This window comes from Saccharothrix australiensis (genome assembly GCF_003634935.1).
GTDB lineage: Bacteria > Actinomycetota > Actinomycetes > Mycobacteriales > Pseudonocardiaceae > Actinosynnema > Actinosynnema australiense.
On record NZ_RBXO01000001.1, the window covers coordinates 7,071,704 to 7,098,140 of the forward strand.

The 26,437-nt window shown below is 73.0% G+C and carries 26 protein-coding genes and 1 tRNA gene; 14 read left to right on the forward strand and 13 right to left on the reverse strand.

Features of this window, described 5'->3' with window-relative positions; genetic code table 11:
• Positions 1 to 60 precede the first annotated feature (60 nt).
• On the reverse strand, positions 61 to 1,812 hold the full coding sequence (locus C8E97_RS30040) for an alpha-keto acid decarboxylase family protein (RefSeq protein ID WP_121008917.1): 1,752 nt from the start codon (positions 1,810 to 1,812) through the stop codon (positions 61 to 63).
• A 437-nt stretch (positions 1,813 to 2,249) separates the two neighbouring features.
• Between C8E97_RS30040 and C8E97_RS35005 the strand changes: the two genes are divergently transcribed.
• On the forward strand, positions 2,250 to 2,630 hold the full coding sequence (locus C8E97_RS35005; RefSeq protein ID WP_170212032.1) for a transposase: 381 nt from the start codon (positions 2,250 to 2,252) through the stop codon (positions 2,628 to 2,630).
• A 32-nt stretch (positions 2,631 to 2,662) separates the two neighbouring features.
• Here C8E97_RS35005 and C8E97_RS30050 read toward each other — a convergent pair whose 3' ends face one another.
• A complete protein-coding gene (locus C8E97_RS30050) occupies positions 2,663 to 4,384 on the reverse strand; it encodes a long-chain-fatty-acid--CoA ligase (protein WP_121008921.1) in 1,722 nt (573 codons plus the stop codon).
• Positions 4,385 to 4,956: 572 nt separating this feature from the next.
• On the opposite strand from C8E97_RS30050, the gene C8E97_RS30055 reads away from it, so the two are divergent.
• From C8E97_RS30055 to C8E97_RS36885, 4 genes are all read left to right on the forward strand, one after another.
• Positions 4,957 to 6,549: a PHA/PHB synthase family protein gene (locus tag C8E97_RS30055; protein ID WP_170212033.1), complete on the forward strand. Its 1,593-nt coding sequence runs from the start codon at positions 4,957 to 4,959 to the stop codon at positions 6,547 to 6,549.
• A gap of 81 nt (positions 6,550 to 6,630) precedes the next feature.
• The gene (locus tag C8E97_RS30060) at positions 6,631 to 7,794 is read left to right on the forward strand and encodes a Leu/Phe/Val dehydrogenase (RefSeq protein WP_121008925.1); all 1,164 of its coding nucleotides are present in this window, start codon (positions 6,631 to 6,633) and stop codon (positions 7,792 to 7,794) included.
• Positions 7,791 to 8,579, forward strand: a complete 789-nt coding sequence (locus C8E97_RS30065; protein ID WP_121008927.1) for an SDR family oxidoreductase — start codon at positions 7,791 to 7,793, stop codon at positions 8,577 to 8,579. The genes C8E97_RS30060 and C8E97_RS30065 overlap by 4 nt, the downstream gene beginning before the upstream one ends.
• Before the next feature lie 96 nt (positions 8,580 to 8,675).
• Positions 8,676 to 9,434: a phospholipase D-like domain-containing protein gene (locus tag C8E97_RS36885; RefSeq protein ID WP_121008929.1), complete on the forward strand. Its 759-nt coding sequence runs from the start codon at positions 8,676 to 8,678 to the stop codon at positions 9,432 to 9,434.
• On the opposite strand, the gene C8E97_RS30075 is transcribed toward C8E97_RS36885, so the two are convergent.
• From C8E97_RS30075 to C8E97_RS30100, 6 genes are all read right to left on the reverse strand, one after another.
• On the reverse strand, positions 9,334 to 9,927 hold the full coding sequence (locus C8E97_RS30075; protein ID WP_121008931.1) for a hypothetical protein: 594 nt from the start codon (positions 9,925 to 9,927) through the stop codon (positions 9,334 to 9,336). The two genes, C8E97_RS36885 and C8E97_RS30075, sit on opposite strands and share 101 nt — an antisense overlap.
• A gap of 5 nt (positions 9,928 to 9,932) precedes the next feature.
• Complete coding sequence (locus tag C8E97_RS30080) at positions 9,933 to 10,679, reverse strand: EndoU domain-containing protein (RefSeq protein WP_121008933.1); 747 nt, start codon at positions 10,677 to 10,679, stop codon at positions 9,933 to 9,935.
• A 7-nt stretch (positions 10,680 to 10,686) separates the two neighbouring features.
• Positions 10,687 to 11,388: a WXG100 family type VII secretion target gene (locus C8E97_RS30085; protein ID WP_121008935.1), complete on the reverse strand. Its 702-nt coding sequence runs from the start codon at positions 11,386 to 11,388 to the stop codon at positions 10,687 to 10,689.
• Entirely contained in the window at positions 11,385 to 11,705 is a 321-nt protein-coding gene (locus tag C8E97_RS30090) for a type VII secretion target (protein WP_121008937.1), read from the reverse strand. Before C8E97_RS30090 ends, C8E97_RS30085 begins: the two co-directional genes overlap by 4 nt.
• 3 nt (positions 11,706 to 11,708) lie before the next feature.
• Positions 11,709 to 12,161: a YbaB/EbfC family nucleoid-associated protein gene (locus C8E97_RS30095; protein ID WP_121008939.1), complete on the reverse strand. Its 453-nt coding sequence runs from the start codon at positions 12,159 to 12,161 to the stop codon at positions 11,709 to 11,711.
• A gap of 485 nt (positions 12,162 to 12,646) precedes the next feature.
• Positions 12,647 to 12,718 (reverse strand) — tRNA-Arg (locus C8E97_RS30100).
• Between the two features lie 297 nt (positions 12,719 to 13,015).
• Here C8E97_RS30100 and C8E97_RS30105 point away from each other — a divergent pair.
• Positions 13,016 to 13,924: a cation diffusion facilitator family transporter gene (locus C8E97_RS30105; protein ID WP_121008941.1), complete on the forward strand. Its 909-nt coding sequence runs from the start codon at positions 13,016 to 13,018 to the stop codon at positions 13,922 to 13,924.
• Here C8E97_RS30105 and C8E97_RS30110 read toward each other — a convergent pair.
• A complete protein-coding gene (locus C8E97_RS30110; protein ID WP_121008943.1) occupies positions 13,873 to 14,646 on the reverse strand; it encodes a DUF6597 domain-containing transcriptional factor in 774 nt (257 codons plus the stop codon). The genes C8E97_RS30105 and C8E97_RS30110 overlap by 52 nt on opposite strands.
• Before the next feature lie 63 nt (positions 14,647 to 14,709).
• On the opposite strand from C8E97_RS30110, the gene C8E97_RS30115 reads away from it, so the two are divergent.
• Positions 14,710 to 15,270: a TIGR03086 family metal-binding protein gene (locus C8E97_RS30115; RefSeq protein WP_121008945.1), complete on the forward strand. Its 561-nt coding sequence runs from the start codon at positions 14,710 to 14,712 to the stop codon at positions 15,268 to 15,270.
• A 43-nt stretch (positions 15,271 to 15,313) separates the two neighbouring features.
• Here the strand turns inward: C8E97_RS30115 and C8E97_RS30120 are convergent, their stop codons facing one another.
• Positions 15,314 to 19,573: a GH92 family glycosyl hydrolase gene (locus C8E97_RS30120; protein ID WP_121008947.1), complete on the reverse strand. Its 4,260-nt coding sequence runs from the start codon at positions 19,571 to 19,573 to the stop codon at positions 15,314 to 15,316.
• A 178-nt stretch (positions 19,574 to 19,751) separates the two neighbouring features.
• On the opposite strand from C8E97_RS30120, the gene C8E97_RS30125 reads away from it, so the two are divergent.
• The 3 genes from C8E97_RS30125 to C8E97_RS30135 all read left to right on the forward strand — a co-directional run bounded on the left by C8E97_RS30125 (position 19,752) and on the right by C8E97_RS30135 (position 22,015).
• Complete coding sequence (locus C8E97_RS30125) at positions 19,752 to 20,897, forward strand: ROK family protein (protein ID WP_121008949.1); 1,146 nt, start codon at positions 19,752 to 19,754, stop codon at positions 20,895 to 20,897.
• Positions 20,898 to 21,216: 319 nt separating this feature from the next.
• The gene (locus C8E97_RS30130) at positions 21,217 to 21,597 is read left to right on the forward strand and encodes a hypothetical protein (RefSeq protein ID WP_121008951.1); all 381 of its coding nucleotides are present in this window, start codon (positions 21,217 to 21,219) and stop codon (positions 21,595 to 21,597) included.
• Positions 21,590 to 22,015 carry a hypothetical protein gene (locus C8E97_RS30135; protein WP_121008953.1) on the forward strand — a complete coding sequence of 142 codons (426 nt, stop codon included), beginning with the start codon at positions 21,590 to 21,592 and terminating at the stop codon, positions 22,013 to 22,015. Before C8E97_RS30130 ends, C8E97_RS30135 begins: the two co-directional genes overlap by 8 nt.
• Here C8E97_RS30135 and C8E97_RS30140 read toward each other — a convergent pair.
• Both C8E97_RS30140 and C8E97_RS30145 read right to left on the reverse strand, forming a co-directional pair.
• Positions 21,988 to 22,332, reverse strand: a complete 345-nt coding sequence (locus C8E97_RS30140) for a hypothetical protein (protein WP_121008955.1) — start codon at positions 22,330 to 22,332, stop codon at positions 21,988 to 21,990. The genes C8E97_RS30135 and C8E97_RS30140 overlap by 28 nt on opposite strands.
• Positions 22,329 to 22,877, reverse strand: coding sequence for a MarR family winged helix-turn-helix transcriptional regulator (locus tag C8E97_RS30145; protein ID WP_121008957.1), 549 nt, complete (start codon positions 22,875 to 22,877; stop codon positions 22,329 to 22,331). Before C8E97_RS30145 ends, C8E97_RS30140 begins: the two co-directional genes overlap by 4 nt.
• 67 nt (positions 22,878 to 22,944) lie before the next feature.
• On the opposite strand from C8E97_RS30145, the gene C8E97_RS30150 reads away from it, so the two are divergent.
• Complete coding sequence (locus C8E97_RS30150; protein ID WP_121008959.1) at positions 22,945 to 23,856, forward strand: EamA family transporter; 912 nt, start codon at positions 22,945 to 22,947, stop codon at positions 23,854 to 23,856.
• A gap of 96 nt (positions 23,857 to 23,952) precedes the next feature.
• On the opposite strand, the gene C8E97_RS35010 is transcribed toward C8E97_RS30150, so the two are convergent.
• Positions 23,953 to 24,111 carry a hypothetical protein gene (locus tag C8E97_RS35010; protein ID WP_170212035.1) on the reverse strand — a complete coding sequence of 53 codons (159 nt, stop codon included), beginning with the start codon at positions 24,109 to 24,111 and terminating at the stop codon, positions 23,953 to 23,955.
• Between the two features lie 93 nt (positions 24,112 to 24,204).
• On the opposite strand from C8E97_RS35010, the gene C8E97_RS30155 reads away from it, so the two are divergent.
• The 3 genes from C8E97_RS30155 to C8E97_RS30165 all read left to right on the forward strand — a co-directional run bounded on the left by C8E97_RS30155 (position 24,205) and on the right by C8E97_RS30165 (position 26,398).
• Positions 24,205 to 25,035 (forward strand): LLM class flavin-dependent oxidoreductase, encoded by an 831-nt coding sequence (locus tag C8E97_RS30155; RefSeq protein ID WP_121008961.1) that lies wholly within the window; start codon positions 24,205 to 24,207, stop codon positions 25,033 to 25,035.
• Positions 25,032 to 25,448 carry a nucleoside deaminase gene (locus C8E97_RS30160; RefSeq protein ID WP_121008963.1) on the forward strand — a complete coding sequence of 139 codons (417 nt, stop codon included), beginning with the start codon at positions 25,032 to 25,034 and terminating at the stop codon, positions 25,446 to 25,448. The genes C8E97_RS30155 and C8E97_RS30160 overlap by 4 nt, the downstream gene beginning before the upstream one ends.
• Before the next feature lie 200 nt (positions 25,449 to 25,648).
• Positions 25,649 to 26,398 carry an ESX secretion-associated protein EspG gene (locus C8E97_RS30165; protein WP_121008965.1) on the forward strand — a complete coding sequence of 250 codons (750 nt, stop codon included), beginning with the start codon at positions 25,649 to 25,651 and terminating at the stop codon, positions 26,396 to 26,398.
• Positions 26,399 to 26,437: the final 39 nt, after the last annotated feature.

The following is a 26,437-nucleotide window of genomic DNA, read 5'->3' on the forward strand; positions in this document are numbered from 1 at the left end:
GCGGGGCACGGGCACCGGCTCGGGTGCGCGCCGGTGCCCGTGCCCTGGCGCACGCGTGCGTCAGGGCACCCACTTCGCCCGGTCGGGCCGGTTGGCGGTCATGCGCTTCAACGGTGGCGGCACGTCGTCCTTGCCGACGAACACCTCGATGAGGACGAAGCGGTCGGTGGCGCTCGTCGCCCTGGCCAGGGCGCGGTCGAGCTGACCGCGGGTGCGCGCGGACAGCACCAGCGGGTTCCGCACGCCGAGGGCGGCCGGCAGGGCGGCCCAGCGCCAGCGGGCCACCTCGTTGTACGGCGCCCGCAGGCCGTGCGTGATCCGCTCGATGGTGTAGCCGTCGTTGTTCACCAGCACCACGATGGGCTTGACGGGGTGGCGGTCGACGGTGCCCAGTTCCGGCGCGGTGAGCTGCGCCGAGCCGTCGCCGATGAGCAGCACCCCGCGTCGGGAGGGGTCGGCGAGCTGCGCGCCGAGCAGCGCCGGGATGCAGTAGCCGATGGAGGCCCACAGCGGTTGCGCGACGAACCGCGCCCCGCCGGGGAACCGGCGGTCCGCGATGCCCATGAGCGCGGTGCCGTTGTCGGCGTACACGGTGTGGTGGGGACGCAGGGACTCGCCCACCGCCTGCCACAGGTAGGACTGGGTCAGCGGGATGCCCGGCCCGCACACCTTGCGGCCCAGTGCGACGACGGCGTCCTTGAGCGTCGTCGGGAACTCCGCGGGCCGGGCGGGGGCCGGTGCCCGCCGGTCGGCGGGCGCGGTGACGGGCGCTTCACCCGGCGGACGACCGCGGACCAGCTCCGTCAGCACGTCCAGCGCCGCGGCCAGCGGCACACCGGGGAACGCCACGCCGTCCACCCGCGCGGTCGTGGGCCCGAGGTCGATGCCCTTGTCCGGGTCGAACTCGTGGGTGAACTTGCCGGTGGCCATGTCGGTGAGCAGCACACCCGCGCGGATCAGCGGATCGGCGCGGTCGATGGTGGAGCGGACCCGATCGTCGCTCATCGCACCCGCGTACAGGCCGAGGAACCCCGGCCGGCTCTCGTCCACGACGGTCTTGCCCGCGATCAGGACCGCGTGCGGGAACCGACCGGCCGCCAGCAGGGCGGCCAGTTCGGCGCGGGCGTGGCACCGGTCGACCAGGAAGTCGGCGAGGACGGCGACGGCGCGCGCGGTCGCGAGCCGATCGCGCGCCGCGTCCCGGAACGCCGCCAACTGCTCCGGGTCGGCCGCCTTGGGGTCCGGCACGTCGAGCGCCGGGCGCGGCGCGGCTGGGCCCAGCGCGACGTCGCGCGGCACCCGCAGGTAGCCCGGCAGGCTCTCCCGCAGGCAGGTCGTCAGCACCCGGTCGATCTCCGCCAGGGCGTTGTCCGGCCGCAGCACGGCGTCCGCGCACACCACCTGCCGGTGCGCGCGGGCGAACCGCTCGAAGTCACCGTCCCCCAACGTGTGGTGGACCAGGCTGCCCGCCCGTTCGGTGGCCCGCGTGGGACCGATGGCGATGTGGAGCAGCGGGACGCGTTCGGCGTAGGCGCCCGCCACGCCGTTGATCGCGTTCAGCTCGCCCACCCCGAACGTGGTCAGCAAGGCGCCGAACCCGTTGACGCGCGCGTAGCCGTCGGCGGCGTACGCGGAGCCGAGTTCGTTCACCGTGCCGACCCACTGCACGCGGGGGTGGGCGAGCACGTGGTCGAGCACCTTGAGGTTGTAGTCGCCCGGCATCCCGAACAGGTGCCGCACCCCCAAAGCGCTCAAGCGGTCCAGGAGGTGGTCGATCACCGCGGGCGCCGCTTCCGATGGGCTGGTGGTCATGTCGTGCCTTCCTTCCTCCGCCGAGGTCGGGCTCCCGTGGCCGGTTCCGGCGGTACGCGTCGTGCGTTCGGCCGCCGGTGTGCTCCCGGCCGCGCACGGGCCGGGGGAAGAGGGATGTCCTCGGAACCGGGGAACCACCGGGACGACGACCGCGCCGGGGCTTTCCGGGGCGTGGCGGTCGGTCGACCCACCCTGACACGGGCCGTCGATCGCCGGCAGGCGCGCTGGGCGGTGCCAGGTGTGCTCGGGCGGTGGTGGTGCGCGTGTGGTCGTCACGGTGTGCGCGGGCAGTGCTGGGGCGTGCGCGGGCGCGCTCGTCGTGCGAGGTGGCGCACCGCATGACGGCCGTGCGCCGAACGACCCCGGACCGCCTTGCCGGCACCAGGTCCGGTGCACTGGGATCTCTTGCCGTGGAGGAGAAACTGTCACGGCGTCTGGTGCCCGATCCACTGTGGACGGTCGTCGCGCCGCTGTTGCCGGGCTTCAGGCCGCGTCCGCAGGGTGGCGGCGCTGTCCCGCGCGCCTGCCGCGAGGTGTTCACCGCGGTCGTGTTCGTGCTGTCCAGCGGTTGCGCCTGGCGTCGCCTGCCGTCCTCGTTCGACGTGTCACCGGCGACGGCGCACCGCCGCTTCACCGCGTGGACGCGGGCCGGGCTGTGGCCGCGGCTGCGGCGCGCGCTGGCGGAGGACCCCGACCTCGGCGGCGACCCGGAGTGGGCGGCGACGATCGTCGACGCCGCGATCCGCCGGAGCGGGCGCGCACCGGTCCACCGGCGCGGCGGACGCCCACCCGAGCCGCACGAGGCCCGGTGGGGCTGACCACCACGGCCGGACCGGTGGCGCGCCCCGCGTCACATCCCGATGAGCCCCGCCCTGTCGCCTGCGCGGTCACCGGGTCGCCTGCCGAGGTGGACGACGTCGAGCCGGCCCTGCGCGTACCGGTCCTGGATGTCCCGCTTGTCGTACTTGCCCACCGAGGTCTTCGGCACCGACGCCACCACCGCCCACCGCTCGGGCACCATCCAGGAGGCCACGTGCCGGCTCAGGAAGTCCCGCAGGTCCGCCAGGGCGACACCGCTGCCCGCCCGCAGCGACACCGCGGCCAGGGGCCGCTCGCCCCAGCGGTCGTCGGGCACGGCGACCACGGCCGCCTCCACCACCGCCGGGTGCTCGGCCAGGGCGGTTTCCAGCGCCACGCCGGAGATGAACTCGCCACCGGACTTGATGACGTCCTTCGCCCGGTCGGTCAGCGTCAGGTACCCGTCCGGCGAGACCCGCCCGACGTCGCCGGTCCGCAGCCAGCCGTCGGGGGTGAAGCCCTCCGCCGGCCGTTCCGGCACGCCGTCGGCGCCGCGGTAGGCGGCGGTCACGCACGGCCCGCGCACCTGGAGTTCACCGGTGGCCACGTCGTCGTTCGGCACGACCACGCCCTGCTCGTCCACGATCCGGAACCGGACCGAGAGCGGGAACTGGCCCTGGGTGGCGCGGTAGGCCCGCTCCCGCTCGGCGTCCACCCCGCGCGGCGGCAGCGCGGTGGTCGCCAGCGACGAGGTCTCGGTCATGCCCCAGGCGTGCAGGAGTTCGACGGAGTACCGGTCGCGGTAGGCGGCCATCAGCGCGGGCGGGCAGGCGGACCCGCCGACGAGGCCGCGGCGCAGGCTCGAGATGTCGCGCGGCCGGGCGTCCCACTCCTGCGACAACATCGTCCAGACCGTCGGCACCGCGGAGGCGAACGTGGGCCGTCCCGCTTCGATGACGCGGGACAGCGGCCCCGGACCGGTGTGCCGATCGGCCAGCAGCAGGTCGGCCCCGGTGGCGAACGCGGCGTGGGGGACGGTCCAGGCGTTGACGTGGTACATGGGCGCGATCGGGAAGACCGTCTCGCGGTTGGTGAGGTCGTAGCGGTTCGGCGCGGCGACCTGGAGGCAGTGCAGGTGGATCGACCGGTGGCTGTAGACGACGCCCTTGGGGTTGCCCGTGGTCCCGGAGGTGTAGCACATGGTGGCCGCGGTCCGCTCGTCCAGGTCCTCCTCCCACGGGTAGTCGGACGGCATCCCGGCGATCAGCTGCTCGTAGTCGTGCACCTCTCCGGCGAAGCCCGACAGCGGCGTCCGGTCGCCGGGGCCGGCGACGACGATGTGCCGCACGGCGGCGGGCAGCCGCGGCAGCAGGGCCGCGAACTCGCCCAGCAGGCCGGAGTCCACGACGATCACCTCGTCGCCGGCGTGGCGCACGGTGTAGGCGAGCTGTTCGACCGGCATCCGCACGTTGAGGGTGTGCAGGACCGCGCCCATCGCGGGTACCGCGAGGAACAGCTCCAGGTGGCGGGCGTTGTTCCACATGAAGGTGGCCACGACGCCCTGCCGGTCTTCCGGGCGCGTGCCGACGCTCAACCCCAGCGAGGTGCGCAGCGCGTGCGCCAGGCGGGCGGCGCGCTCGCCCACCTCCGCGTAGGTCCTGCGGTCGAAACCGTCCCCGGTCCAGGTCGCCACGGTGGAGGAGCCCTGGACCGTGGAGCCGTACTCCAGGATGCGCGCGATGGTCAGTGGGGTGTCCGGCATGGTGCTGTGCATGGGGGTCCTCCGGGTCGGACGTCGCTGCCAGAGTGGTCGGACCGCTGGGCGCCCACGAGTCCTCACCGCCGAACGTAGGCGGCGCGCACGCCGCCTGTCGCCCTCGCGGACCATCTCGCGTGGTGGTCGGGCTCGCGCCTGCCCGTGACGGGCGCTTCGGGTCGACAAGGCTTGCCGCTGCACGCTTTCCGGGCTCCCGCACCACTTCGCGCCCGAGCGCGCACCACCGCGTCGGCGGTGCGCCGGACCGGCGGTCGGGCACGGATTTCCGCCTGTCCTCGGGGTTTCCAGGTGAGACGGCGGCCTGTTGGCGCGTGCGGTCGTGCGGTCGGCGGGCGTGCGCTCCCCCGAGCACCCGACGTGCGCCCGGTGCGCACCCGCACGCCTCCCGGCAGTGCGCGCTCCCAACGCGCCTGCCGGCGCGGGGCGCGCGGTTTTACGTTGCTGCCACAGGAGGTGACCGCGACGAGACGCCCGGCCGCCTTCCGCGCCGCAGCGCGCACGCGGCGGCGATCGACGTAGGCACCACGGTGTGAGCCGGCCGGCGGCCGGCTCGGCGAGGAGTGCGACCGGTGAGTCCGTACAGCGGGAACCCGTTCTCCCCCGACTCCCTGCCCGACCGGGGACGTCGGTGCGCGGCGGTGATCCGGCGGTCCGTCTCGGAGTACCGCGCGTCGGTCGCGGCGATCGGGTCCGGTCCGGACGCCGACGACCGGCGTTTCGACGACCCCGCCTGGGACTCCGCGGGCTACCGGTGGTTGCTGCGGGCCTACTTCACGTGGCGTCGACTCGTGCTGGCCGCGGCGGAGGTCCCGTTCCTGCCTGCCCGCCACCGGTCGGAGGCCCGGTTCTGCGCCCAGGTGCTCACCGAAGCCGCGGTGCCCACGAACTCCCTGCCGGGCAACCCCGCCGCGCTGCGCCGGGCCGTGGCCACGCGCGGCGCGAGCCTGGCGCGCGGCGCGGGCAACTTCCTGGACGACCTGGCGCACCGGCGGGGACGGCCCGCCAAGATGCCGCCCGGCTCGTACGCGGTGGGCGAGGACCTGGCGGTCACGCCCGGCCGGGTGGTGCACCGGGACGACCTGGTGGAGGTGCTCCAGTACGAGGCGCGGACCGCCGAGGTGCGCGAGGTGCCCCTGCTGCTCGTCCCCGCGTGGGTGAACAAGTACTACATCTACGACCTCGCGCCGGGGCGCAGCCTCGTCGAGTGGGCGGTCCGCCAGGGCTACACGGTGTTCGCCATCAGCCAGCGGACCCCGCTGCCCCACCACACCGACGTGGGGCTGGACGAGTACTTCCGACGGGTTCCGTTGCGCGCCTTGGACGTCGTGCGGGAGATCACCGGCTCGGCGCGGGTGCACCTGGTGGGCGTGTGCGCCGGCGGGATGCTCGCCGCGGCCACCGCCGCCTGGCTCGCCGCGGGTGGTGACCAGTGCGTCGCGACGTTGACGCTGCTGGTGTCCGCGCTCGACCAGGCGTCGCCGGACGACGGCGACGGGTCCGGCTCGGAAGCGCGGGCCAGGGCGCTGACCCGCCTGCTGTCGAACCGGGAAGGGCTCGTGGACGGCGGGCGGCTCGGCCTGCTGTTCGACCTGTTGCGCTCGCGGGACACCGTGTGGCGACCGCTCGCGGCCGGCTGGCTGCTGGGCGAGCGGCCGAAACCCTTCGACATCGTGGCGTGGAGCGAGGACTGGGTTGACGTGCCGAGCGTCCTCTTCGGACAGACGCTGCGCATCGCGATGGACAACGCGCTGGTCCGCGGGCGCCTGCGGCTCGCGGGGCGGCTGCTGGACCTCTCGTCCGTCAAGCAGCGCACCTTCGCGGTGGCCGGGGTCCGCGACCACATCGTGCCGTGGGGGACGGTGTACCGCGGTCTGCGGCACCTCGGCGGCGAGGTCGCGTTCCACCTGGTGCCCTCCGGGCACGTGGGCAGCGTCGTGAACCCACCGCGCCCGACCGCGGCGTACCGGACCGGCTCCGGCCGGCTGCCCGCCGATCCCGAGGAGTGGCTGGCGGCTGCCGCGTCGCACCAGGAGTCCTGGTGGACCGCGTGGGCGCGGTGGCTGTCCACCCAGTCGGGCCCGCTCGTGCCGGCGCGCGCCACGGGGAGCGCGCGACATCCCGCCGGCTCCCCCGCGCCCGGCCACCACGTGCTCGCGCGGTGACCCGCGATCCCCGCGTCGGCGGGCAGCCGGCCGCGCTGCCCGCCGACCACCACACGAACACCGTTTCCGAGGAGGAGAAGCATGGACATGTCCACCGACCGGGCGCGGTTCACCGCCTTCGGCCCCGAACCCTTCGAGCACGAGCAGGTCCTGCTGTGCCAGGACGCGGCCTCGGGGTTGAAGTGCGTCATCGCCATCCACTCCACCGCGCTGGGCCCGGCGCTGGGCGGCGTCCGCTGCCACGCGTACGCCGCCGACGAGGAGGCCGTCGCGGACGTGCTGAACCTGTCGCGCGGCATGTCGTACAAGAACGCGATGGCCGGGCTCGACTTCGGTGGCGGCAAGGCCGTCATCATCGCGGACCCGGCGCGGGACAAGTCCGAGGAGCTGTTGCTGGCCTTCGGCCGGTTCGCGGCCTCGCTGGGCGGGCGGTACACGACGGGCTGCGACCTCGGCACCGACGCGGCGGACATGGAGGTCGTCGCGCGGGTGTGCCCGTGGACGCTCAGCCGACCCACGGGCGAGAACCGCACGAGCCACACGTCGAGCTTCACCGCTCGCGGTGTGCTGGAAGGGATGCGGGCGGCGGCACTCCACCGCTGGGGCACCACGTCGTTGCGCGGCCGGACGGTCGGCGTCGTGGGGCTGGGCAAGGTGGGTGCGCCGCTGGTCGAGCTCCTGACCTGCGCGGGCGCGGAGGTGCTGGTCACCGATGTGCTGGAGGAGCCGGTGCGCCGGGTCACCGCGAAGTTCCCGCGGGTCGTCGTCATGCGGGACGCCGAGGCCCTCGTCCAGGCCGACGGCCTGGACATCTACGCCCCGTGCGCGTTGAGCGGTGCGCTGGACGACGCCGTCGTGCCCCTGATCGCGGCCGAGGTGGTGTGCGGGGCGGCCAACAACCAGCTCGCACGGCCGGACGTGGAGCAGCGGCTCGCGGAACGCGGGGTGCTCTACGTGCCCGACTACGTCGTGAACGCGGGCGGCGCGATCCACGTCGCCGCCGAAGCGGCCGGCCACCCGCTGGACCGGGTCGCCGTGGACGTCCGGCGGATCTTCGACACCACGCTCACCGTCCTGCGGCACGCCGAGTCCGAGGGCATCCTGCCCGGCGCGGCCGCCGACCGGATCGCGGAACGGCGCATCGCCGCGGGGGCGGGAAATCGCGCGACCGCGACCGTCGCGAGCGGCGACCGTGCGGCCACCGTCGCGACCGGCTCGCGAGCGGCCGAGGAGGTCGGGCGGTGATCCTCGACCGGTTCCGCCTGGACGGGAAGGTCGCGGTGGTGACCGGTGCCGGCCGGGGCATCGGCGCGGCGAACGCCGTCGCGCTGGCCGAGGCCGGTGCGGACGTCGTGCTCGCGGCGCGCACGGAGTCCCAGCTGGAGGCCGTGGCCGAGCGGGTGCGCGACCTCGGGCGGCGGGCGCACGTCGTGGCCGGCGACCTGTCCGACCCGGCCGCGACCGCGGCGCTGGCCACCCGCGCCGCGGCCGAGTTCGGCCGGATCGACGTGGTGGTCAACAACATCGGCGGCGGGCTGCCGAGGCCGATGGCGCGGTGCTCGACGGAGTTCGTCGAGAAGGCGTTCCGCTTCAACGTCTCCACGACCCACGCCCTGACCCGCGCCGCGGCCGAGGTGATGCTGCGCGGCGACGGCGGCGCGGTCGTCACCGTCTCGTCGGTGGTGGGCAGGGTGGCCGGCCGGGGTTTCCTCGCGTACGGGACGGCCAAGGCGGCGCTGGCGCACTACACCCGACTGGCGGCGGCAGACCTGTCGCCGCGGGTGCGGGTCAACGCGGTCGCTCCGGGGACCATCCAGACGTCGGCGCTGGCGGCGGTGATCGAGGACGACGCGATGCGCGCACGGGTCGAGCGCTCGACGCCGCTGCGCCGGATCGGCACGCCGGAGGACGTCGCGGCGGCGGTCCTGTTCCTGGCGACGGACGCCGGCGCGTACCTGACCGGGAAGGTCGTCGAAGTCGACGGCGGACTGCAAAGCCTGAACGTGGACCTCAACCTGCCAGACCCGTGACCGACCACGCTGAGCCGGGCACAGGACCACCTCGTGGTCGTGGCCGACGTCGAGTTCATGCTCCAGCACGCTTAGCCCGGCAGCGAGGTCGCCAGGATGCCGGCCCACCTCCAGCGCCACGCGCACAGGCTGTCGGTGGACGACCTGATCCCCGTACGAGGGGCCGGAGAGCTCGCCGGCCTCTCCGACGAAGAGCGCGCACGGCCCGCGTTCTTCCCGGCGGATGAGGTCACGAAGGCGGTGGAGTGGGACATCGCTCACGCCCGCCGCAGCATCGACCTCTACTGCGCCTACGTGGACCCTGTCCCGGTGCGCAGGTGGTTGCGCCACCTCAAGCCGAGGATCGCCGACAACGTGAAGGTCACCGTGCACACCCGCCCTCAGGTCGAGGACTCCGCAGCGAAGCTGGTGGAGGAACTCCGTGCGGCCGGGTGCGAGGTGGTGGAGCGCGAGCGCATGCACGAGAAGGTGGTGATCATCGACGACACGGTGTTGTGGCACGGTTCGCTGAACCTGTTGGCCGTCGCCGGTCCAACGGACCTGATGATGCGGCTGACCGACCCTAACGCGTGCGATCGCGTCCGCCACATCGTGAACACTGCGGTGGGACGTGCCTGCCGACATCCCGCCCGACGTCATCCGTCGCTGGCTTCCCCTCGAAGCGTGATGGCACGGCGAGGCGCTGTCGGAATGTCACCGGCGGCTCGCCCGCCCGCGACCGGGTCTCCTGGCGGAGCACTGGCCGATGCGCCCGTCAGGCCGTCCAGATCTGCCGTGCCGCAGCCAGTGCGGCGGCCTGGTACGGCGGCACGAGCCGGCCTTCGACCACGACCTCCAGCCCGCACTTCTCCTTGAGCACCACCCACAGCCGCGAAACCAGCCCCGAGTACGCCTTCAACTCGTCCGTGCCTTCGGCGACCTGGAGCACGTACACCCAGGTCGACCCGTCGGGCGCGCCTTCGACCGGCTCCCTCCACGCACGGCGCAACCGCCGTCCCCCGTGGTAACGCGCATCCGTCGACAGCAGGATGTCGGCCTTGCTCGGGTCCTGCGCGCCGGCAGGGCCGGTCGAGCTGAAGCGGTAGCGCGGCGGCGGCACCTGGTCGACGACCGGCACGTCGGCCAGGTCGGGGTTGTCCGGGTCGTCGAGGAACGAGCGGAGCAGGTCGCGTTCCTCACCGGTGATGCCAACGCCCTCGTAAGCCAGGTTGAGCAAGAGCGTCGACTCGGCCAACTCCCACTCACCCGCTGCGAAGTGCTCCCGCACGGTGCCCAGGGTGTCGTCGGACAGCCGACCAGCGAGTCGCGCACACACGTCCGTGACCGCCGCGTAGAGCTTCACATCCATGGCGCTCACTTCTTCTCGTAGTCGCCGAGCACGGTCGTGGTGACGTTACCCTGCGCGTCCTGGACGACCCTGATGATCTTGCCACCCTTCGGGCCCTCCCACGTCCAACTGCCGTCGCCACCCGCAGCCGGGTTGCTGTAGCGCGGCGGGTTGCCCATCGGGATGCCCGACGGAGCGGGATGCGGTGCCGCCGGGTTGGTGATCACGCCCGGGTCGGCGCTGTTGGGCGGGTAGGCGGTGCGGATCTCGCCGTTGGCGAGCACGGTCGTCTTGACCTCGACGCCGTCGACCGTGCCTTTGTAGTCGTAGGCCCACGCGGGTCTGCCCTCGGCGTCCTTGGTCAAGTACGGCCCCTTCGCGGGCGGACCCTGCTGCGTGACCTGGTACGCCGAGTCGAGGATCTTCGCCTCGTCCCAGTCCATGGGGAACTCGGTCTTCTTCGAGAAGCCGGTACCCGCGAGGTGGCCGCCCTGCCTGCCACCGTCGCCGTGGACGATGTGCTCGCGCGACGCGTCGCTGTGCCGGATGGCGTTCGCCGTCGGAGGCTGGATCGGCTTGGTCGGCGGTGCCGGTTTGCCCGTGCCGCCGGGTTTGGTGGACTGCCCGCCGGACCCTCCGCCGGGTTTGCCCTGCTGCGCGGCCTGAGCGGTGGCCGCCTGGGCGCTGGAGATCCCGTTGCCCGCGTTGATGTTGCCGTGCGCCTGCGAGGGCTTGCCCGGAGTGCTCCCACCGGGGTTCTTGGGTTTCGCCACGGCGACTTCAGCCGTTCAGGAGCTTCGTGAGGTTGGTCAGGCTGCTGATCAGGGCCGTGGTGTAGACCAGGATGCGCCCCGCCCACTTGACCACGGCCGCGGCGATCTGGGTGGCGATCACCGGGATCGTCACCACGAAGATCGCCTCGACCGCCCACACGATCACCCTCGCGACCAGGTCGGCGATCAGGTCGCGGACGATCTCCCGGGTCAGCTCCACCAGGCCGCCCGCGCCCTCGGTGGCCGCAGCCAAGGCCGCCGAGACAGCGGCCAGACCGCCGAGGGCATCGATGTTGTTGGCCATCAGCCCGCGGTACGCGTCGGCGGCCTCTCCGCGCCAGTCGGGCAGGTCCTCGGCGAGGTGCGAACCGAGGTCGGTGGCCATCGACCGCAGCTCTGCGGCCATGTTGTTCCAGGTCTCGGCATGCGAGCGGACCACGTCGGGTTTGCCGGTCAGCTCGTCGAGCACTTCCCGCAACGGCTCGAAGTACTCCATGGCCCAGCCCAGGCCGTTCGCCAGCAGGGCGCTGATCGGATCCATCACGGTGGCCGCGACCTCGACCCCGAGAGCGGCGCCGGCCAGGACGTCGTCGACCCAGCCCTCGCTCTTGATCGCGTCCACCAGCCCTTCGATGCTGTCCGCCAGCCCCGAGCCGGTCCACACCTCCCGAGACGACCGCACCGGTGCGACCGGGGACTCGCCCGTCACCTCATCCCCCTGTCGTCCACCGACCTCATCAGCTGCGCGTTCGCTTCGTCGATCGCCTCGTACTCGTCCGCGCTGGCGCGCAGTGCCTCACCGACGAGTGACAGGTTCTCCTCCACGGAGGCGATCAGCTCGTCCTGCTTCACGTGGCGTTCCTCCAGCACACTGGAGATCCAGCCGCACAGCAGCCCGTATGCCTGGTCGTCCTGCGCGATGTGCGCACTGGCGGCCCTCACCGCGGCGAACCGCGCCTCGATCGCCGCCACGTTGGTCGCGTGAGCGCGCAACTGCTCGGCGTTGACGTCGTACCCGTCGCCCAATGCTCACTCATCCCTGAGGTAGGAACGCCCGTCGAAGCCCTCGTCGTCGTCCACGGGCGCGGTGCGACGTTCGGGAGCGGGTCCACCACGCAGGTGCCGCCCGACGTTGTCCGCGATCGCCCGTCCAGCAGGCGACTCGGTCCCAACCGTCTCCGCGATGATCTCCTGCGACCGGTCGGCCACCTTGGTCTTGGCCTCGCGGATGGTGGCCATGATCGTCCGGGAGACGAGGTCGGGAGCCGTTCGCTGCATCCGCTCGGTCAACCGCAGGTCGACCAGTGAGCCCGTCGAGTCGACGGTGACCTCGACCAGCCCGTTCGGATCGCCGACGGTGACCCGAATCGCCTGCAGCCGTTCGCTCATGGCCTTGGTGTCCGAGGCCAACTTGTCGATCCGGCCCTTCCACGTGGCGAGGCGCTCGCGTGCACCGTCTGGATCGAGGATGTTCCCGTCCACATTCCTCCTTCTCACCACGGCACCCTGCTCGGGAGTGTAGTGAGCGTGCCGCCTGTGCACGGCCGAACCCACAAGCCCGTCGGTCGGAGCCCGGCACGCTGCGACCTGCGTTGCTCCTGTGCAGTACGAACCCGAGGACGCGCGACACTTCCGGGTTGCTTGGAGCGGGTGGCGCTTGCCGAGCACGGGCGGCGTGGCGCTGCGCGCAGACGCGCGCCCAAGAGTGGCCCGGCCACACACCTGGGTTCTGGACAATGTTGTGGGCGTCAGGCGACAGACACCCGTGAACGGCCTGGCGGAGGTCCGACGGTGAGCCGGATCACCACGGGCAGGTCCTGTCCCGCCTCTTGACCAAGCTCGATGGAATCCCCTCGGCACACCATCGGAACAGACACTCGAAAACGGCCGGTTCCGGTCGGACGCAGCCGAACAAGCAAAAACCCGCCGAGCTGCATTCGTGCTGCTCAGCGGGCCTATGTCAACTGTGCCCCCGGCAGGATTCGAACCTGCGCACCCGCCTCCGGAGGGCGGTGCTCTATCCCCTGAGCTACGGGGGCCGTAGCTACGGGAGGTAGCTTAGCAGGGGTGTTCGGCCCCGTTCGCACCCCCCGCCCCGAAGGCCGCAGGCCGGTCGGTCGAGCCGCACCCCACCGCTGCTGACCTGCGCATTCCCCTCCACCGCGAAACCGGCCCGACGCCGGGATTCCGGACCTCGGTAGGTAGCGACCGGACGCGTCGGGCGGTACAACGCGGAGGGTGGGTGGCGAGGCGCGGGGTTCGCCTGTTGATACGCGGAGCGGGGCGCGTCCGGACGGCCGGTTGCACTCATGCGCATGTGACTATATGTTCGCCACATGGGTCACGGTCACGGCCACGGGGTTTCGTCGGGGAGCGCCAAGCACCTCGGTCGGTTGTGGGTCGCGTTCGGCATCGGCGCGGCCTTCATGCTGGTCGAGTTCACGGTCGGCATCGCGACGCAGTCGCTCGCCCTCATCTCCGACGCCGCCCACATGCTCACCGACGTCCTGGGCGTCGGCATGGCCCTCGCGGCGATCCTGCTGGCCCGCCGCACCTCCTTCAAGGGCAGCCGCACCTTCGGCCTCTACCGCGCCGAGGTGCTGGCCGCCCTGGCGAACGCCGTCCTCCTGTTCGGCGTCGCGGGCTACGTGGTGTTCGAGGCGGTCGGCCGGTTCGACGACCCGCCCGAGGTGCCCGGCCTCCCCGTCGTGCTCGCCGCCGCGGCGGGCCTGGTCGCGAACGTCGTCTCGTTCCTCATGCTCCGCGAGGGCGCGAAGGACAGCATCAACGTCCGCGGCGCGTACCTGGAGGTGCTGGCCGACCTCATCGGCTCGGTGGGCGTCCTGGTCAGCGGCGCGGTGACGCTGCTGTTCGGCTGGCGGTACGCCGACCCGGTCATGGGCGTGGCGATCGGCCTGTTCGTGCTGCCGCGCACGTGGAAGCTCGCGGCCGGCGCCCTGCGCATCCTGTTCCAGCACGCGCCGGAACGGCTCGACGTCGACGCGATGCAGGCCGACCTGGCCGAGCTGCCCGGCGTGGCCGAGGCGCACGACCTGCACGTCTGGACGCTGACCTCGGGCATGGAGGTCGCCTCCGCCCACCTCACGACCTGCCCGGACGCCGACCCCGCCCGCGTGCTGGCCGCCGCGCAGGCGCTCCTCGCCGACCGGTACCACATCGAGCACGCCACGCTTCAGGTCGAACCGGGCGACTCCGCCAAGCGCTGCCGCGAGATGTCCTGGTGATACCGCGCGGCGTGGTCGGTGGGCGTCTCGCCGAACATCGCCGTGAAGTCGCGGACGAAGTGCGCCTGGTCGGCGTAGCCCAGCCCGGCCGCGAGCGCCGCCCAGTCGACCTTCCCGCCGGCCGCCATCCGCTCGGTGACCTCGCGCAGCCGGTACCGCCGGATGACCCACTTCGGCCCGACGCCGACGTGCTCGGCGAACAGCCGCTGCAACTGCCGCGGGCCGCACCCCGCCCGCTCCGCCAGCGCCGACACCCTGGTGATCCCCGGCCGCGCCCCGATCTCCTCCACGAGCCGGTCCGCCAGCTCGGCCGCGGGGTCCGGCTCCGGTAGGCAGGTGCGCAGCATCGCCTCCACCGCGGGCACCCCCACCGGACCCTCCAACCCGGGGAACGTCGACGGCACGGTCCGGTCCGTGATCGACCGGACCGGCGCGCCCAGGAAACCCCGGAACCGCCCCGGCCGGAACGCCACGCCGAACACGTGGCCCTCCCCGTCCAGCTCCTGGAACACGTGCCGGCTGGACACCCCGCTGACCGTCGCCCGCCCTCCCCGGAACACCAGGTGCACGTTGGGGTACGGCACGATCAGCTGCCGGTAGGGCCGGTCGTAGGACCAGTGCACCACCCAGTACCGCGCGACGTAGGGCGCGAGGTCCGCCGACGGCAGGGGGAACTCGTGCCGCTGGTGCGCCCTCCAGTCCAACTCCCGCTCGTCCCGCACGCGCGCCAGCGTATGTCGCGTTTGTTCAATACACCCCGCCCACCCCGCTCGTACCGTGCGGCCATGACCACCGAACGACTGGCGGAGCGGGCCGTCGCACCCGTCCTGGAGATCATCGACGAGATCAAGCCCGAGCAGCTCGGCGCGCCCACCCCGTGCGCGGAGTTCGACGTGCGCCGCCTGATCCGCCACCTGCTGTTCTGGGGACCCGCCCTGGAGGCCGCCGCGCGCAAGGGGACCGTCACGCCCACCGGCACGGAGGACGAGGTCGACCTGGACGCCTGGCAGTCCCGGCTGGCCGCGCGACTGCGGGCCACCGCTTCCGCCTGGAGCGCACCCGAGGCGTGGACCGGCACGACGACCCTCGGCTCACCGCACGAGATGCCCGCCGAGGTGATCGGCGGCATGGTGGTGGCCGAGCTGCTGGTGCACGGCTGGGACCTCGCCACCGGTGTCGGGCGGCGGCTCGACTGGGACCGGGAGGTCCTCGAATTCGTGCACCGCGACCTGCTGGGCAGCGCCGCGACGGGCCGGGAGATGGGGGTGTTCGGCCCCGAGGTGCCGGTCGCGGACGACGCGCCGCTGCTCGACCGCGTGCTCGGCCTGACCGGACGGAAAGCCTGACCCCTCGCACCGCGTCGTGCCGGGTCGCCCCGTCACGACGCGGTCAGAACTCCGCGCACTGGCCGGTCTTCGGGCCGCGGACCTCGTTGGCCCACCCGTGGTCCACCGGCGGCGGGTCGGCCGACCGGCAGGACAGCGGCCCACCGATGGAGTTCGCCGCCAGCACCGTGCCGCCGGTGTTGCCGACCAGGCTGACCGGTCCGGCGACGGTCGAGTGCTCGATCGCGACCTCGCCGGTCGAGCCCGTGACGGTCACCGGACCGTCCACCACCGCGTCCACCAGCACGACCGCCGCCGCGCCGGACGCGGACACCGGGCCCCGGAGCCCACCGCCGAACACGTGCAGCGACGCGCCCGCCCCGACCGTCACCGGGCCCGTGACCGTGCCGCCGTCCACGCAGGTGGTGTCGCGGACGTGCAGCGGGCCGCGGTGCTCGCCGGTGATGGTGGTGCCGCAGGTCGGTAACGGCCGGGCCAGCAGCTCGACCTCGGCGAGCGTCGCGGCGGACGGGAACTCCAGGCGGTAGTGCCGGTAGTGCCCCGCCCGCGCGACCTTGAACGCCCTGGTCTGCTGCCGCCACGGGAACACCTCGCCCGAGCGCTCGTCCACCGTGGACCAGTGCTCGCCGTCGTAGGAACCCTTCAGCACCCACGAGGTCGGGTCACCGGCTCCCGTGCCGGAGGTCAGCGTGTAGAACTCGACCTTCTCCTTGTCGTCCTTCGGCCGCACCTGGAGCCAGGACAGGCGGCCGGACGTGCGGGACGTGTCGTCCACCAGCGGTCCCACCGCGTCGGACGCGGTCACGGTCGAGGACGGCGTCACGTCACGCAGCGGCCTGGGCGGTTCCGCGCCGGTGGTCGGCGACGGCGGCGCGCCGTCCGGTCCGGTGGCCCACTTCGACGGCGCGGGGCCCAGGTCGAACTCGACCGTGCCGCCCCCCGCGATCTCGGCGTGCGGCAGGTACGCCTTGTCCCACTTCTTGCCGTTGACCGTCATCGACTGCACGTAGATGTTGCGCGCGCTGTTCTTCGGCGCGCTGACCACGATCCGACGGCCGTTGTCGAGGTGCACCGTCGCCTTGGTGAACAGCGGCGACCCGATGGCGTAGCCGGCGCTGCCCATCTGCAACGGGTAGAAGCCCAGGGCGCTGAACAGGTACCAGGCCGACTGCTCGCCGTTGTCCTCGTCACCGGGGTAGCCCTGGCCGATCTCGCTGCCCACGTACAGCCGGGAGAGGATCTCGCGCACCTTCTCCTGCGTCTTCCACGGCTGCCCCGCGTAGTCGTACATGTAGGCGATGTGGTGCGACACCTGGTTGCTGTGCCCCAACTGCCCCATCCGCACGTCGCGCGCCTCGGTCATCTCGTGGATGACGCCGCCGTAGGAGCCGGGGAACTTCGCGGTCTCCGGCGTGGCGAAGAACTCGTCCAGCTTCTTCGCGAGGCCGTCCCGGCCGCCGTAGAGGTTCGCCAGGCCCTGGCCGTCGTGCGGCACCGAGAACGCCATGTTCCAGCCGTCGGTCTCGGTGTAGTCGTGGCCCCACTCGCGCGGCTCGTACTCGGCCGCCGGCACGCGCCACGTGCCGTCGGGGTTGCGGCCCTGGAAGAACTTCGTGCTCGGGTCGAACATGTGCACGTAGTTCCGCGCCCGGTGCGCGAAGTACTCGTGCTGCGCGAGGTAGTCCGCCCGACCGGTCCGGTCGTACAGCGCCTTGGCCATGTTCGCGATGCCGTGGTCGTTGACGTAGCCCTCGATCGCCCAGGACATGCCCTCGTGCGTGGCGGTGGACGTGTACCCGGTGAAGATCGAGGTGTCGAGGCCCTTGCGCCCGACGCCCGGGTGCGGCGGGGCCACGGTCGCGTTCTTCACCGCCGCCTCGAACGCCGCCTCGGCGTCGAAGCCGTCGACGCCCTTGACGAACGCGTCCGCGAACGCCACGTCCGAACTCGTGCCGGTCATCAGGTCGGCGTAACCGGGTGACGACCAGCGCGAGATCCAGCCGCCGTCGCGGTACTGCTGCACGAAACCGTCCACCAGCTCGCCGGCCCGCCGCGGCGTGAGCAGGCTGTAGGCGGGCCACGTCGTGCGGTAGGTGTCCCAGAACCCGTTGTTGACGTAAATTTTGCCGTCCACGACCTTGGCGCCGGTCTCCGTCGGTGTCGACGGTCCGGCGGGCTGCACGGGCGAGGCGTAGCGGTACCTCGGCTCGGCGGCCGTGCCGACGTTCTCGAACCCGGAGTTCGGGTACAGGTAGAGCCGGTAGAGGTTGGAGTACAGCGTGGTGAGCTGGTCCGCCGACGCGCCTTCGACCTCGACCGTCCGCAGCACCTCGTCCCAGGCGTCCCGAGCGCGGTCGCGCACCGACTCGAAGGTGTCCGAAGTGGACACCTCCAGCGCCAGGTTCCGCCGGGCCTGCTCGACGCCGAGCAGCGAGGTCGCGATCCGCAGCGTCACCACCTTGTCGGTCGAGGTGTCGAACCGGAAGTACCCGGCGACGTCGTCGCGCCCCGCGCCGGTCAACCGACCGCTCTCCACCACCGGCCGGTCCACCACGCCGTACACGAACAGCCGCGTCGCACCGGTCGACGAGCCGCTCTTGACGTCCGAGAAGCCCGTCACCACACCGGACGCGGCGTCCAGCGCCAGGCCGCCGCTGTTGTTCACGTTGTCGAACACCAGGTTCGAGGCGTCCTCGGTGAAGGTGAAGCGGAGCAGCGCGGCGTGGTCGGTCGGCGCGACCTCGGCCCGCATCCCGTTCTCGAACCGCACGCCGTAGTAGTGCGCCCGCGCGGTCTCGTTCTCGTGCCGGAACGGCAGGGCCCGCTTCGCGCGGTCGGCGGTGGGCGTGCCGGTGGACGGCATCACCTGGAACGTCTGCCGGTCCCCCATCCACGGGCTCGGCTCGTGGCTCGCGGTGAACGCCTGGAGGGTCGGCAGGTTGTCCCGGTTGTTGCCCTTGGCGTACTCGTAGAGCCAACTGGTCGAGCCGGCGTTCGTCATCGGCGACCAGAAGTTGAACCCGTGCGGCACGGCCGTGGCCGGGAAGTTGTTGCCGCGCGAGAAGGCGCCGCTGGAGTTGGTGCCGCGCGTGGTGAGCACGTGGTCCGTCGGCCTGGCCCGCTCGACGGCGGCCGGCGCGGACCGCACGGCGATGTCGTCGATCCAGCCGTTGAACGAGGCAGGTCCCTTCGGGTTGTCGTAGGCCACCAGGACGCGCTTGATCACCCGGCCGGCCGCGACTTCGCCGATCACCGACGCCACCCGGTTCCACTGGTTGGTGTACAACGACTTGGCCGCGCCCTGGCCGCGTGGCGACAGCTCGAACCCGTGCTGGTCGCGCGCGCCGAGGTCGCTCAGGTACGTGCCGTCGGCGAAGGCGAGGTCGACCGCGACGAACGTGCTCGGGTACGCCAGGTCGTCGGTGACGAACGACGGGAAGACCAGGTAGGACAGCTCGGTCGACGGCGTCACCGGGATGTCGACCTCGAAGACCTTGTTGTACGAGTAGCCGCGCCCGGTCGCGACGTGCGCCCCCTGGTAGCGCAGCGCCTTGACGCCCGTGAAGCCCGCGCGGGCCTTCGCGTTGTACCCGCCGGTCGCGCCGCTGCCCGTGGTGGTGCGCATGTTCCGCACGGGTGGCGCGGTGGAGCCGTCGGACAGCCGCACCTCGGCGAGCTGGAGCAGCTCGGCGCCGCCCCGGTTCGCCGTGACGTCCAACCGGTAGGCGCGGTACGCCACCGTGTTCGCCGTGTCGTAGAGCTTGGTCTGGTGGGGTGCGGAGAACCGCTCGTCCGCGCGGGTGTCGACCACGTGCCACGCCGTGCCGTCGTACCCGCTCAGCGTCCAGTCCTTCGGGTCGCGCTCGGGCGCGTCGTTCGCCGAGGTCAGCGCGTACCGCCGCACCACGACCGGTTCCGTGAAGGCGAACCGCGCCCAGCCGGTGGGCGTGGGCGTCAGCCACTTGGTCGCGGCGCTGCCGTCGACCAGGTTCGCCGCGACCTCGCCGGCGGCCGTGTGCTCGGCGTTGGCCACCACGTCCACGACCCGGTCGGTGACGTCGCCGGGGATGCCGGTCGAGTCCGCGCCGTCGACACCGTCGGTCTTCGGCGTGCCGTCCGCGGTCGTCTCCACCGTGCTCGCCCACCGGGGCTGCGGCTGCCCGTCCTCGAAGGACGTGGCGAAGAGCGGCTCGCTCACGGCTGGCTCCCCTGGTGCCGAGGTCGCGGGCGACCAGGCTCCCACGCCGCCCAGCGCCACCGCAGCCGTCGTCAGGAGGACCAGGGAGTTGCGCAGGCGCCGCATCGCACACGACCTCACCTCGACGAAACCGCCACGCGGACCAGCGAAACCGGTGGCTGACATCGTTGTCAATACCGGTCGGGCAGCTTGTCCGCAAGCCTGTCCGGTCGCTGCTCCGACCGATCTAGACTCACTCGCCGTGACGGTCCGCAAGTCGCCCCGGGTGGGCACCCCCGCTGGTATGCGCGTGCTGAACCAGCGCGCGGTGCTCGACCGCCTGCGGCGCGACGGTCCCGCGACCAGGCCGCAGATCGCCAAGGACACCGGGTTGTCCAAGCCCACCGTGGGCCAGGCGCTGCTCGACCTGGAGCAGCACGGGCTGGTGCGGCCCATCGGCCGCACCACGGCCGGTCCGGGCCGCTCGGCGATGGTCTACGAGCCGAACCCGGCGGCCGGGCACGTGCTGGGCGTCGACATCGGCAGGCAGCACATCCGCGTCGCCGTGGCGGACCTGGCCGGTTCGGTGATCGCGCGGGTGGACGAGCGCAACCGGTGCCGCTCGGCGGGGGCGCTCGTGCGCACGGTCCGCGAACTGGCCGGGCGCACCGTCTCCGACGCGGGCCTCGCCCCCGACGACCTGGTCGTGAAGGTGTTCGGCACGCCCGGCGTGCCCGATCCGGGCAGCCGCACCCTGCGGCACGCGCCGAACCTGCCCGGCCTGGAGCGACCGGGGCTGCTGCACGACCTCCAGGCCGAACTCGGCCCGGACCTGGTGGTGGAGAACGACGCCAACCTCGCGGCCGTCGGCGAGCGGGCGTACGGCGCGGCGCGCGGCGTGGACGCGTTCGTGTGCGTGACGGTCGGCACGGGCATCGGCATGGGCATCGTGGTGGACGGCAGGCTGTTCCGGGGCGCGCACGGCGCGGCGGGTGAGATCGGCTACCTGCCCTACGGCGAACCGTCCGATGTGGACGAGGTCACGCGCGGCAGGCTGGAGGCCGCGGCGGCGGCGGAGTCCGTGGTGGCGCTGGCGCGGGACCACGGCATCGCGACCGCCAAGTCGGCGCGGGACGTGTTCGCGCTGGCGAAGTCAGGTGATCCGCGTGCCCTCGCCGCCGTGCGCGACGAGGCGGAGCGGCTCGCCTACGTCGTCGCTTCGGTCGCCGCCGTGATCGACCCGGAGCTGGTGGTGCTGGGCGGCGGCATCGGCAGCAACACGCTGTTGCAGGAGCCTATGGAGGCCGCGCTGCGCCGGATGACGCCGCTCGCGCCCCGCGTCGTGGCGGGCGAGCTGGGTGACGGCGCGGTGCTCAGCGGCGCGATCGCGATGGGCCTGCGCTCGGCGCGCGAACTCGTGTTCGACCGGCGCGGAACGATCACTGTCTGAGAGTAGTCGACTCGCTTTCACCTGGTGATTCACTCAATCGTAGTACGTGCTAACCGAGGAGTAGTGGCATAGCGTTACCACACCTCCTCCTGGAGGGTGTGTGTCCTTCCGTATCGCAAGGGAGCCGGAAGGGGATTACGGGGGACGTGATCCCCGGTCGGCGAACACGGGGCAGGTGCCGCGCCCGCAACACACCTGCCCCGTGTCACACCTCCGCGCACGCGGTCGGCGAGGGAGCCGTTCGGTCGCCCACGTGGTCGGGCCGCGGACCGCGGCGGTTACATTCCCGCGAGGACACGCCGTGGGAGGACCTGGTGCGATGATCGACTCGTTGGCCGTGGCGCTGACCGTGCCGGCACTGGTGGTGGCCGTCTGGGCGGTGCTGCTCGCGGTGCTGGACAAGCCGCTGACGCTGGACACCAAGCCGACGCTCGGCATCGCCGGCGCGGTGCTGCTGCTGGAGGTCGGGCTGCTGGCGCAGGCCGTGGTCGGGGTCGTGCGGCTGGTCGGCCTGGACCGGGACATCTCCGGCCCGACCTTCGTCGGCTACCTGTTCGGCCCGGTGCTGGTGCTGCCGCTCGCGGGGTTCTGGGCGCTGGCCGAGCGGTCCCGCTGGGGCGCGGCGGTGCTGGCCGTGGGCTGCCTCAGCGTGCCGGTGATGATCGTGCGGGCGCAGCAGGTCTGGGCCGGGCATGGCTGACGACCTGGCCACCGCGACGCGCTCGGGCCCCGGCCGGCTGCTGATCGCCGTCTACGGGATCTTCGCGATCGCCGCGACGTCGCGATCCGCCGTGCAGATCGCGACGCGCTTCGGCGACGCGCCGGTCGCCTACCTGCTGTCCGCCCTGGCCGCGCTGGTCTACGTGCTGGCCACCGCGACGCTGGCGGTCGGCAGCCGGGCGTCGCGGAGGGTGGCCTTCCTGTCCTGCGCGGTGGAGCTGGCGGGCGTGCTGGCGGTCGGCGGCGTCAGCGTCCTGGTGCCGTCGTGGTTCCCCGACGCGACGGTGTGGTCCTCCTTCGGCGTCGGCTACGCGTTCATCCCGCTGGTGCTGCCCGTGCTGGGCCTGCTCTGGCTGCGGCGCACCGCGCCTCAGCCCGGCAGCGGGACGAGCCGGTAGGACAGCGCGGTCGTGTCCGGGATGTCGTCGTAGACGTAGGCCACGTGGTCGGTGCACGACGTGTCCGAGTACAGGCCCAGCCCCGAGCCGTCGCCGAACCCGCGCGCGGCCGAGCGGGCGGTGGTGAAGCCCAGCGCGCTCACCGGGTAGCAGCCCCAGTCCGGCGGCACGACCGCCTTGGTGCCGCCGTACTGCGTGGCGGAGAACAGGCAGTAGGCGCCCTCCTCGCAGTGCGGCCCGACCTCGGCGCCCGCCGGCGCCGCGCCGAGCAGTCCCGCCGTGAGCACCACCGCGCCGACGATGGCGATCCGCTTCATGTCGTCCCCCTCCGTGCAGTCGGCTGATCACCCTCACCCTGCCGGCTTCGGTCGCGCGTGTCGCCGAGTGATTCCAGGACGGTCCGCAAGGTGTCCGCGAGGGTGCGCCGATCGGCGGGACCCAGTGCGGCGAGCAGCCGATCCTCGGTGGCGAGGTGGTCCGGCAGCGCCCGGTCGACCAGCTCGCGGCCGGCGTCGGTCAGCGCCACGACGACGCCCCGGCCGTCGACCTCGCTGGGCGTCCGCGCGACGAGGCCGCGCGCCTCCAGCCGGTCGAGCCGCTGGGTGATCGCGCCGGAGGTGACCATCGAGGAGCGCATCAGCTCGGTCGGCGTCAGGTGGTGGGGCGGCGCGGCGCGGCGCAGGGTCGCGAGGACGTCGAACGAGGCGCGGTCCAGCCCGTGCCGGGCGAACGTGCGGCCCAGCTCGCCGTCGGCCAGGCGCGCGAGCCTGGACAGCCGCCCGATCACCGCCATCGGGGAGACGTCCAGGTCAGGGCGTTGGTCGCGCCACTGGTCCAGCACGAGGTCGACGTGGTCCGGCATGGTGGCATACCTTAGCGGTGAGAGACATCACCGGCCCATTACCTTAGCGGTGAGCTAGTTTGACTTAGTGCTAAGCAACCGGCTCCTCACCGCGCTGGCCCCGGCCGTCTGGGGCACGACGTACTTCGTCACCACCGAGTACCTGCCGCCGGGCCGCCCGCTGCTGGCCGCCCTGCTCCGGGCGCTGCCGGCGGGCCTGCTGCTGCTCGCGGTCACCCGGCGGCTGCCGTCCGGCGACTGGTGGTGGCGGTCGCTGCTGCTCGGCGCGCTGAACATCGGCGCGTTCCTGCCGCTGCTGTTCCTGGCCGCCTACCGGCTGCCGGGCGGGGTGGCGGCGACCGTCGGCGCGGTGCAGCCGCTGGTGGTCGCCGGCCTCGCCGCCGCGCTGCTCGGGCAGCGGATGACGATCCGGGTGGCGCTCGCGGCGATCGCGGGCGTGGCCGGGGTGAGCCTGCTCGTGCTGCGCGCCGACGCCCGGCTCGACTGGCTCGGCGTCGCGGCGGCGCTCGGCGGCGCGACCGTGATGGCGGCCGGGACCGTGCTCGGCAAGCGGTGGGGCTCCCCCGCACCGCCGCTGGCCATGACGGGCTGGCAGCTCATCGCGGGCGGCGTGCTGCTGCTGCCGGTCGCGCTGCTGGTGGAGGGCGCTCCGCCGGCGCTGTCGCCGACGAACGTCGCCGGCTACGCGTTCCTCGCGACCGTCGGCGGCGCGGCCTCCTACACCCTGTGGTTCCGGGGTGTCGGGCTGCTCGCGGCCACCGAGGTGACGTTCCTCGGGCTGCTCAGCCCGGTGGTCGCGACCGCCGTCGGGTGGCTCGCGCTGGACCAGGGCCTGACCGCGGCGCAGGCGCTCGGCGCCGTCGTCGTCCTCACCGCGCTGGTCGTGGCACAACTGCCGGGACGGGCGACCGCCGCGGGGCACCGGGTCCGGCCAGGCCGGGGCAACACCTCGGCCCCCGGCGGCAACGAACGGGCATGACGACCGAAGACCCCGACGACCGCGCGCTGTGGTCCCAGGCCGCGGCGGCAGTGGGTCTGCCTTCGACGTCTGTTCGACCGGCACGCCGAAGGCGGTCTACAACCACTGCTTCCGGCTCACGGCGTCGTGGGCCGCCGCCGAGGACCACCTCCAGAACACGTTCCCGGTGGCGTGGCGCAAGCGGGCCAGGAGGGCAGTGCAGGCGATGCGACTCGGCGAGGATCGCCCGTCGGTGGCGTCCAGGGTCCCGGTCATCCGGGCAAGCTACCGGGGAATCCACGGCGGACGGCCCTGATCACCGCGAAGTCTCCCTTCAACGGTCCGGGCGCACGGCCTAGCCTGGTCCTCGTGCTGATCGGTGTGAACGTCCCGAACTTCGGCCCCGGCACCACGCCGGGCGTGTTGCGCGACTGGGCGCGGACCGTCGAGGGGCTGGGTTTCGACCTGCTGATGGTGTCCGACCACGTGGTCCTGACACCCGACGTGACCGCGCAGTACCCCGCGCCGTTCTACGAGCCGTTCACGACGCTGTCGTGGTTGGCCGGGGTGACCGAACGAATCACGTTGGGCACCACCGTCCTGATCGCGCCGTACCGGCACCCGCTGCTGGTCGCGCGGATGGCGGCGAACCTGGCGCAGCTGAGCGGCGGCCGGTTCGTGCTCGGCGTCGGGGTCGGGTGGGCGCGGCAGGAGTTCGCGGCGCTCGGCGTCCACTTCGGACAGCGGGGCAAGCTCACCGACGAGCTGATCACGGCGGTGCGCGCCGCGTGGGCGGACGACGGCGACTACGGCGCGGGGCGGATACCGGTCTGGGTCGGCGGGCACAGCGACGCCGCGCTGCGCCGCGCGGTCCGGCTCGGCGACGCCTGGCACAGCCTGCGGCTCACCCACGCGCAGTGGGAGGACGCGTTGTCCCGACTGGAGAACATCGCCGCCCAGGAGCGGAAACCGTTGCCCGACCTGACTCCCCGCATCCTGCTCCGGCTCACCGACCGGCCGCCTGCCGACCGCCGGATGGGCGAGGGCACCCTCGACCAGGTCGTCGGCGACCTGGCGTCGTTGCGGGCGCGGGGAGCGCGGGCCGTGGTGCTCGACCCGTTCGCGGGCGACCCCGACGAGACGCTGCACCCGGAAGCGGCCTGGCACGCGCTGGCCGCGGTGCGGAAGGAGTTCCGGTGAACGACGACCACCTGCGCCGCGCCATCGCGCTGGCCGCCGAGGCCCGCGCGGGCGGCAACCCGCCGTTCGGGTCCCTGCTCGTGGGTCCGGACGGGACGGTGCTCGCGGAGGAGCGCAATTCGAGCCGCACCGACGACGACATCACCGCCCACCCGGAGTTGAAGCTCGCCCGCTGGGCGGCCCGCGAGCTCGACGCCCGCACCGCGGCGGGCACGACGATGTACACCAGCTGCGAGCCGTGCGGGATGTGCGCGGGCGCGCTCGCCAGGTCGGGGCTCGGGCGCGTGGTGTTCGCCCTGTCCGCCGGGCAGCTCGACGGCCTCCGGTCCGGCGGCGGGTTCCCGCCGGTGCCCACCGAGGGGCCGGCCCTGTTCGAGGAGGCCCGCGTGCCGGTGGAGGGCTACTATTCGTGACGATCGCCGATCGATGATTCGCGCGAATCGGCGCACCGATCAGGATATTCCAGGGCAATGCCCCAAGTAAGACGGCGGCATCCCCCGATGGAATGACCAGCCATCAAACAATGGAGTGAAAAGCCACCCTATTACGGTCGGTCCCGCCCGGCGCGCTGCCACCATGACCCTCGGCCGAGGGGGAGAGGTGGGGTTCCCGCGTGGCGACGGAGATCGTGTGCTCGTTCGCCGAATTGGACGTGCTCGGCGAGGCCCTGCGGGTCGACGTGCGGCGCTTCCCGTTCCGAATCGACCACCACGGGACGACGCGGGACGAGCGCGCGGGCGCGATGGCCGCGGCGCACCGGGACCTCCGCGCCCGCGGCCTCGTGCGGGACGGGCGGTTCGCGCCCGAGCTGGTCGAGGCGCTGCGCCTGTTCGGCACCGGCCGCACGGCGGTCGCCCTGGTCGGCACGGCGGGCGACGACCGGGCGGTGGCGCTGGCCGTGGCCGACGAGCGGGGCGCGGTGCTGGCCGTCCAGCGCGGCGAGGCGGTCGAGTTCCGGCCGTGCCACCCGTCGACCGTCGTGCGCGCCCTGGTGGACCTGCTGCCGCCGCTGCGGCCCGGACCGGGCTCGTCGGTCACCGTGTCGGACGCGTCCGCGCCCATCCGGCCGGTGGACGAGGACTTCTCCGAGTTCCGGTTCACCACCCGGCTGAGGGCCGCCGCGCCGTCCACGCGGGCCGTGGTCGAGGAGATCCTCCGCCGCCCGCGGCTGGGCGCGGGCTACTTCGCCGTGCGCTCGGGCGGCGTCGACCTCGGCACCCTCACCTACCTGGACACCGACGCGGGCCGGTACGCCGTGATACCGGCGGCCGACCGGAACGGCGTGCTGTCGGCCACCTACACGCCCGCCGACCAGGGCGCGCTGGGCAGGCACCTGACCCGGCTGCTGGGCCCGCCGGGATGACGCGGGGCACGCACGTCGGCGGCACCGGCGCACCGGGAC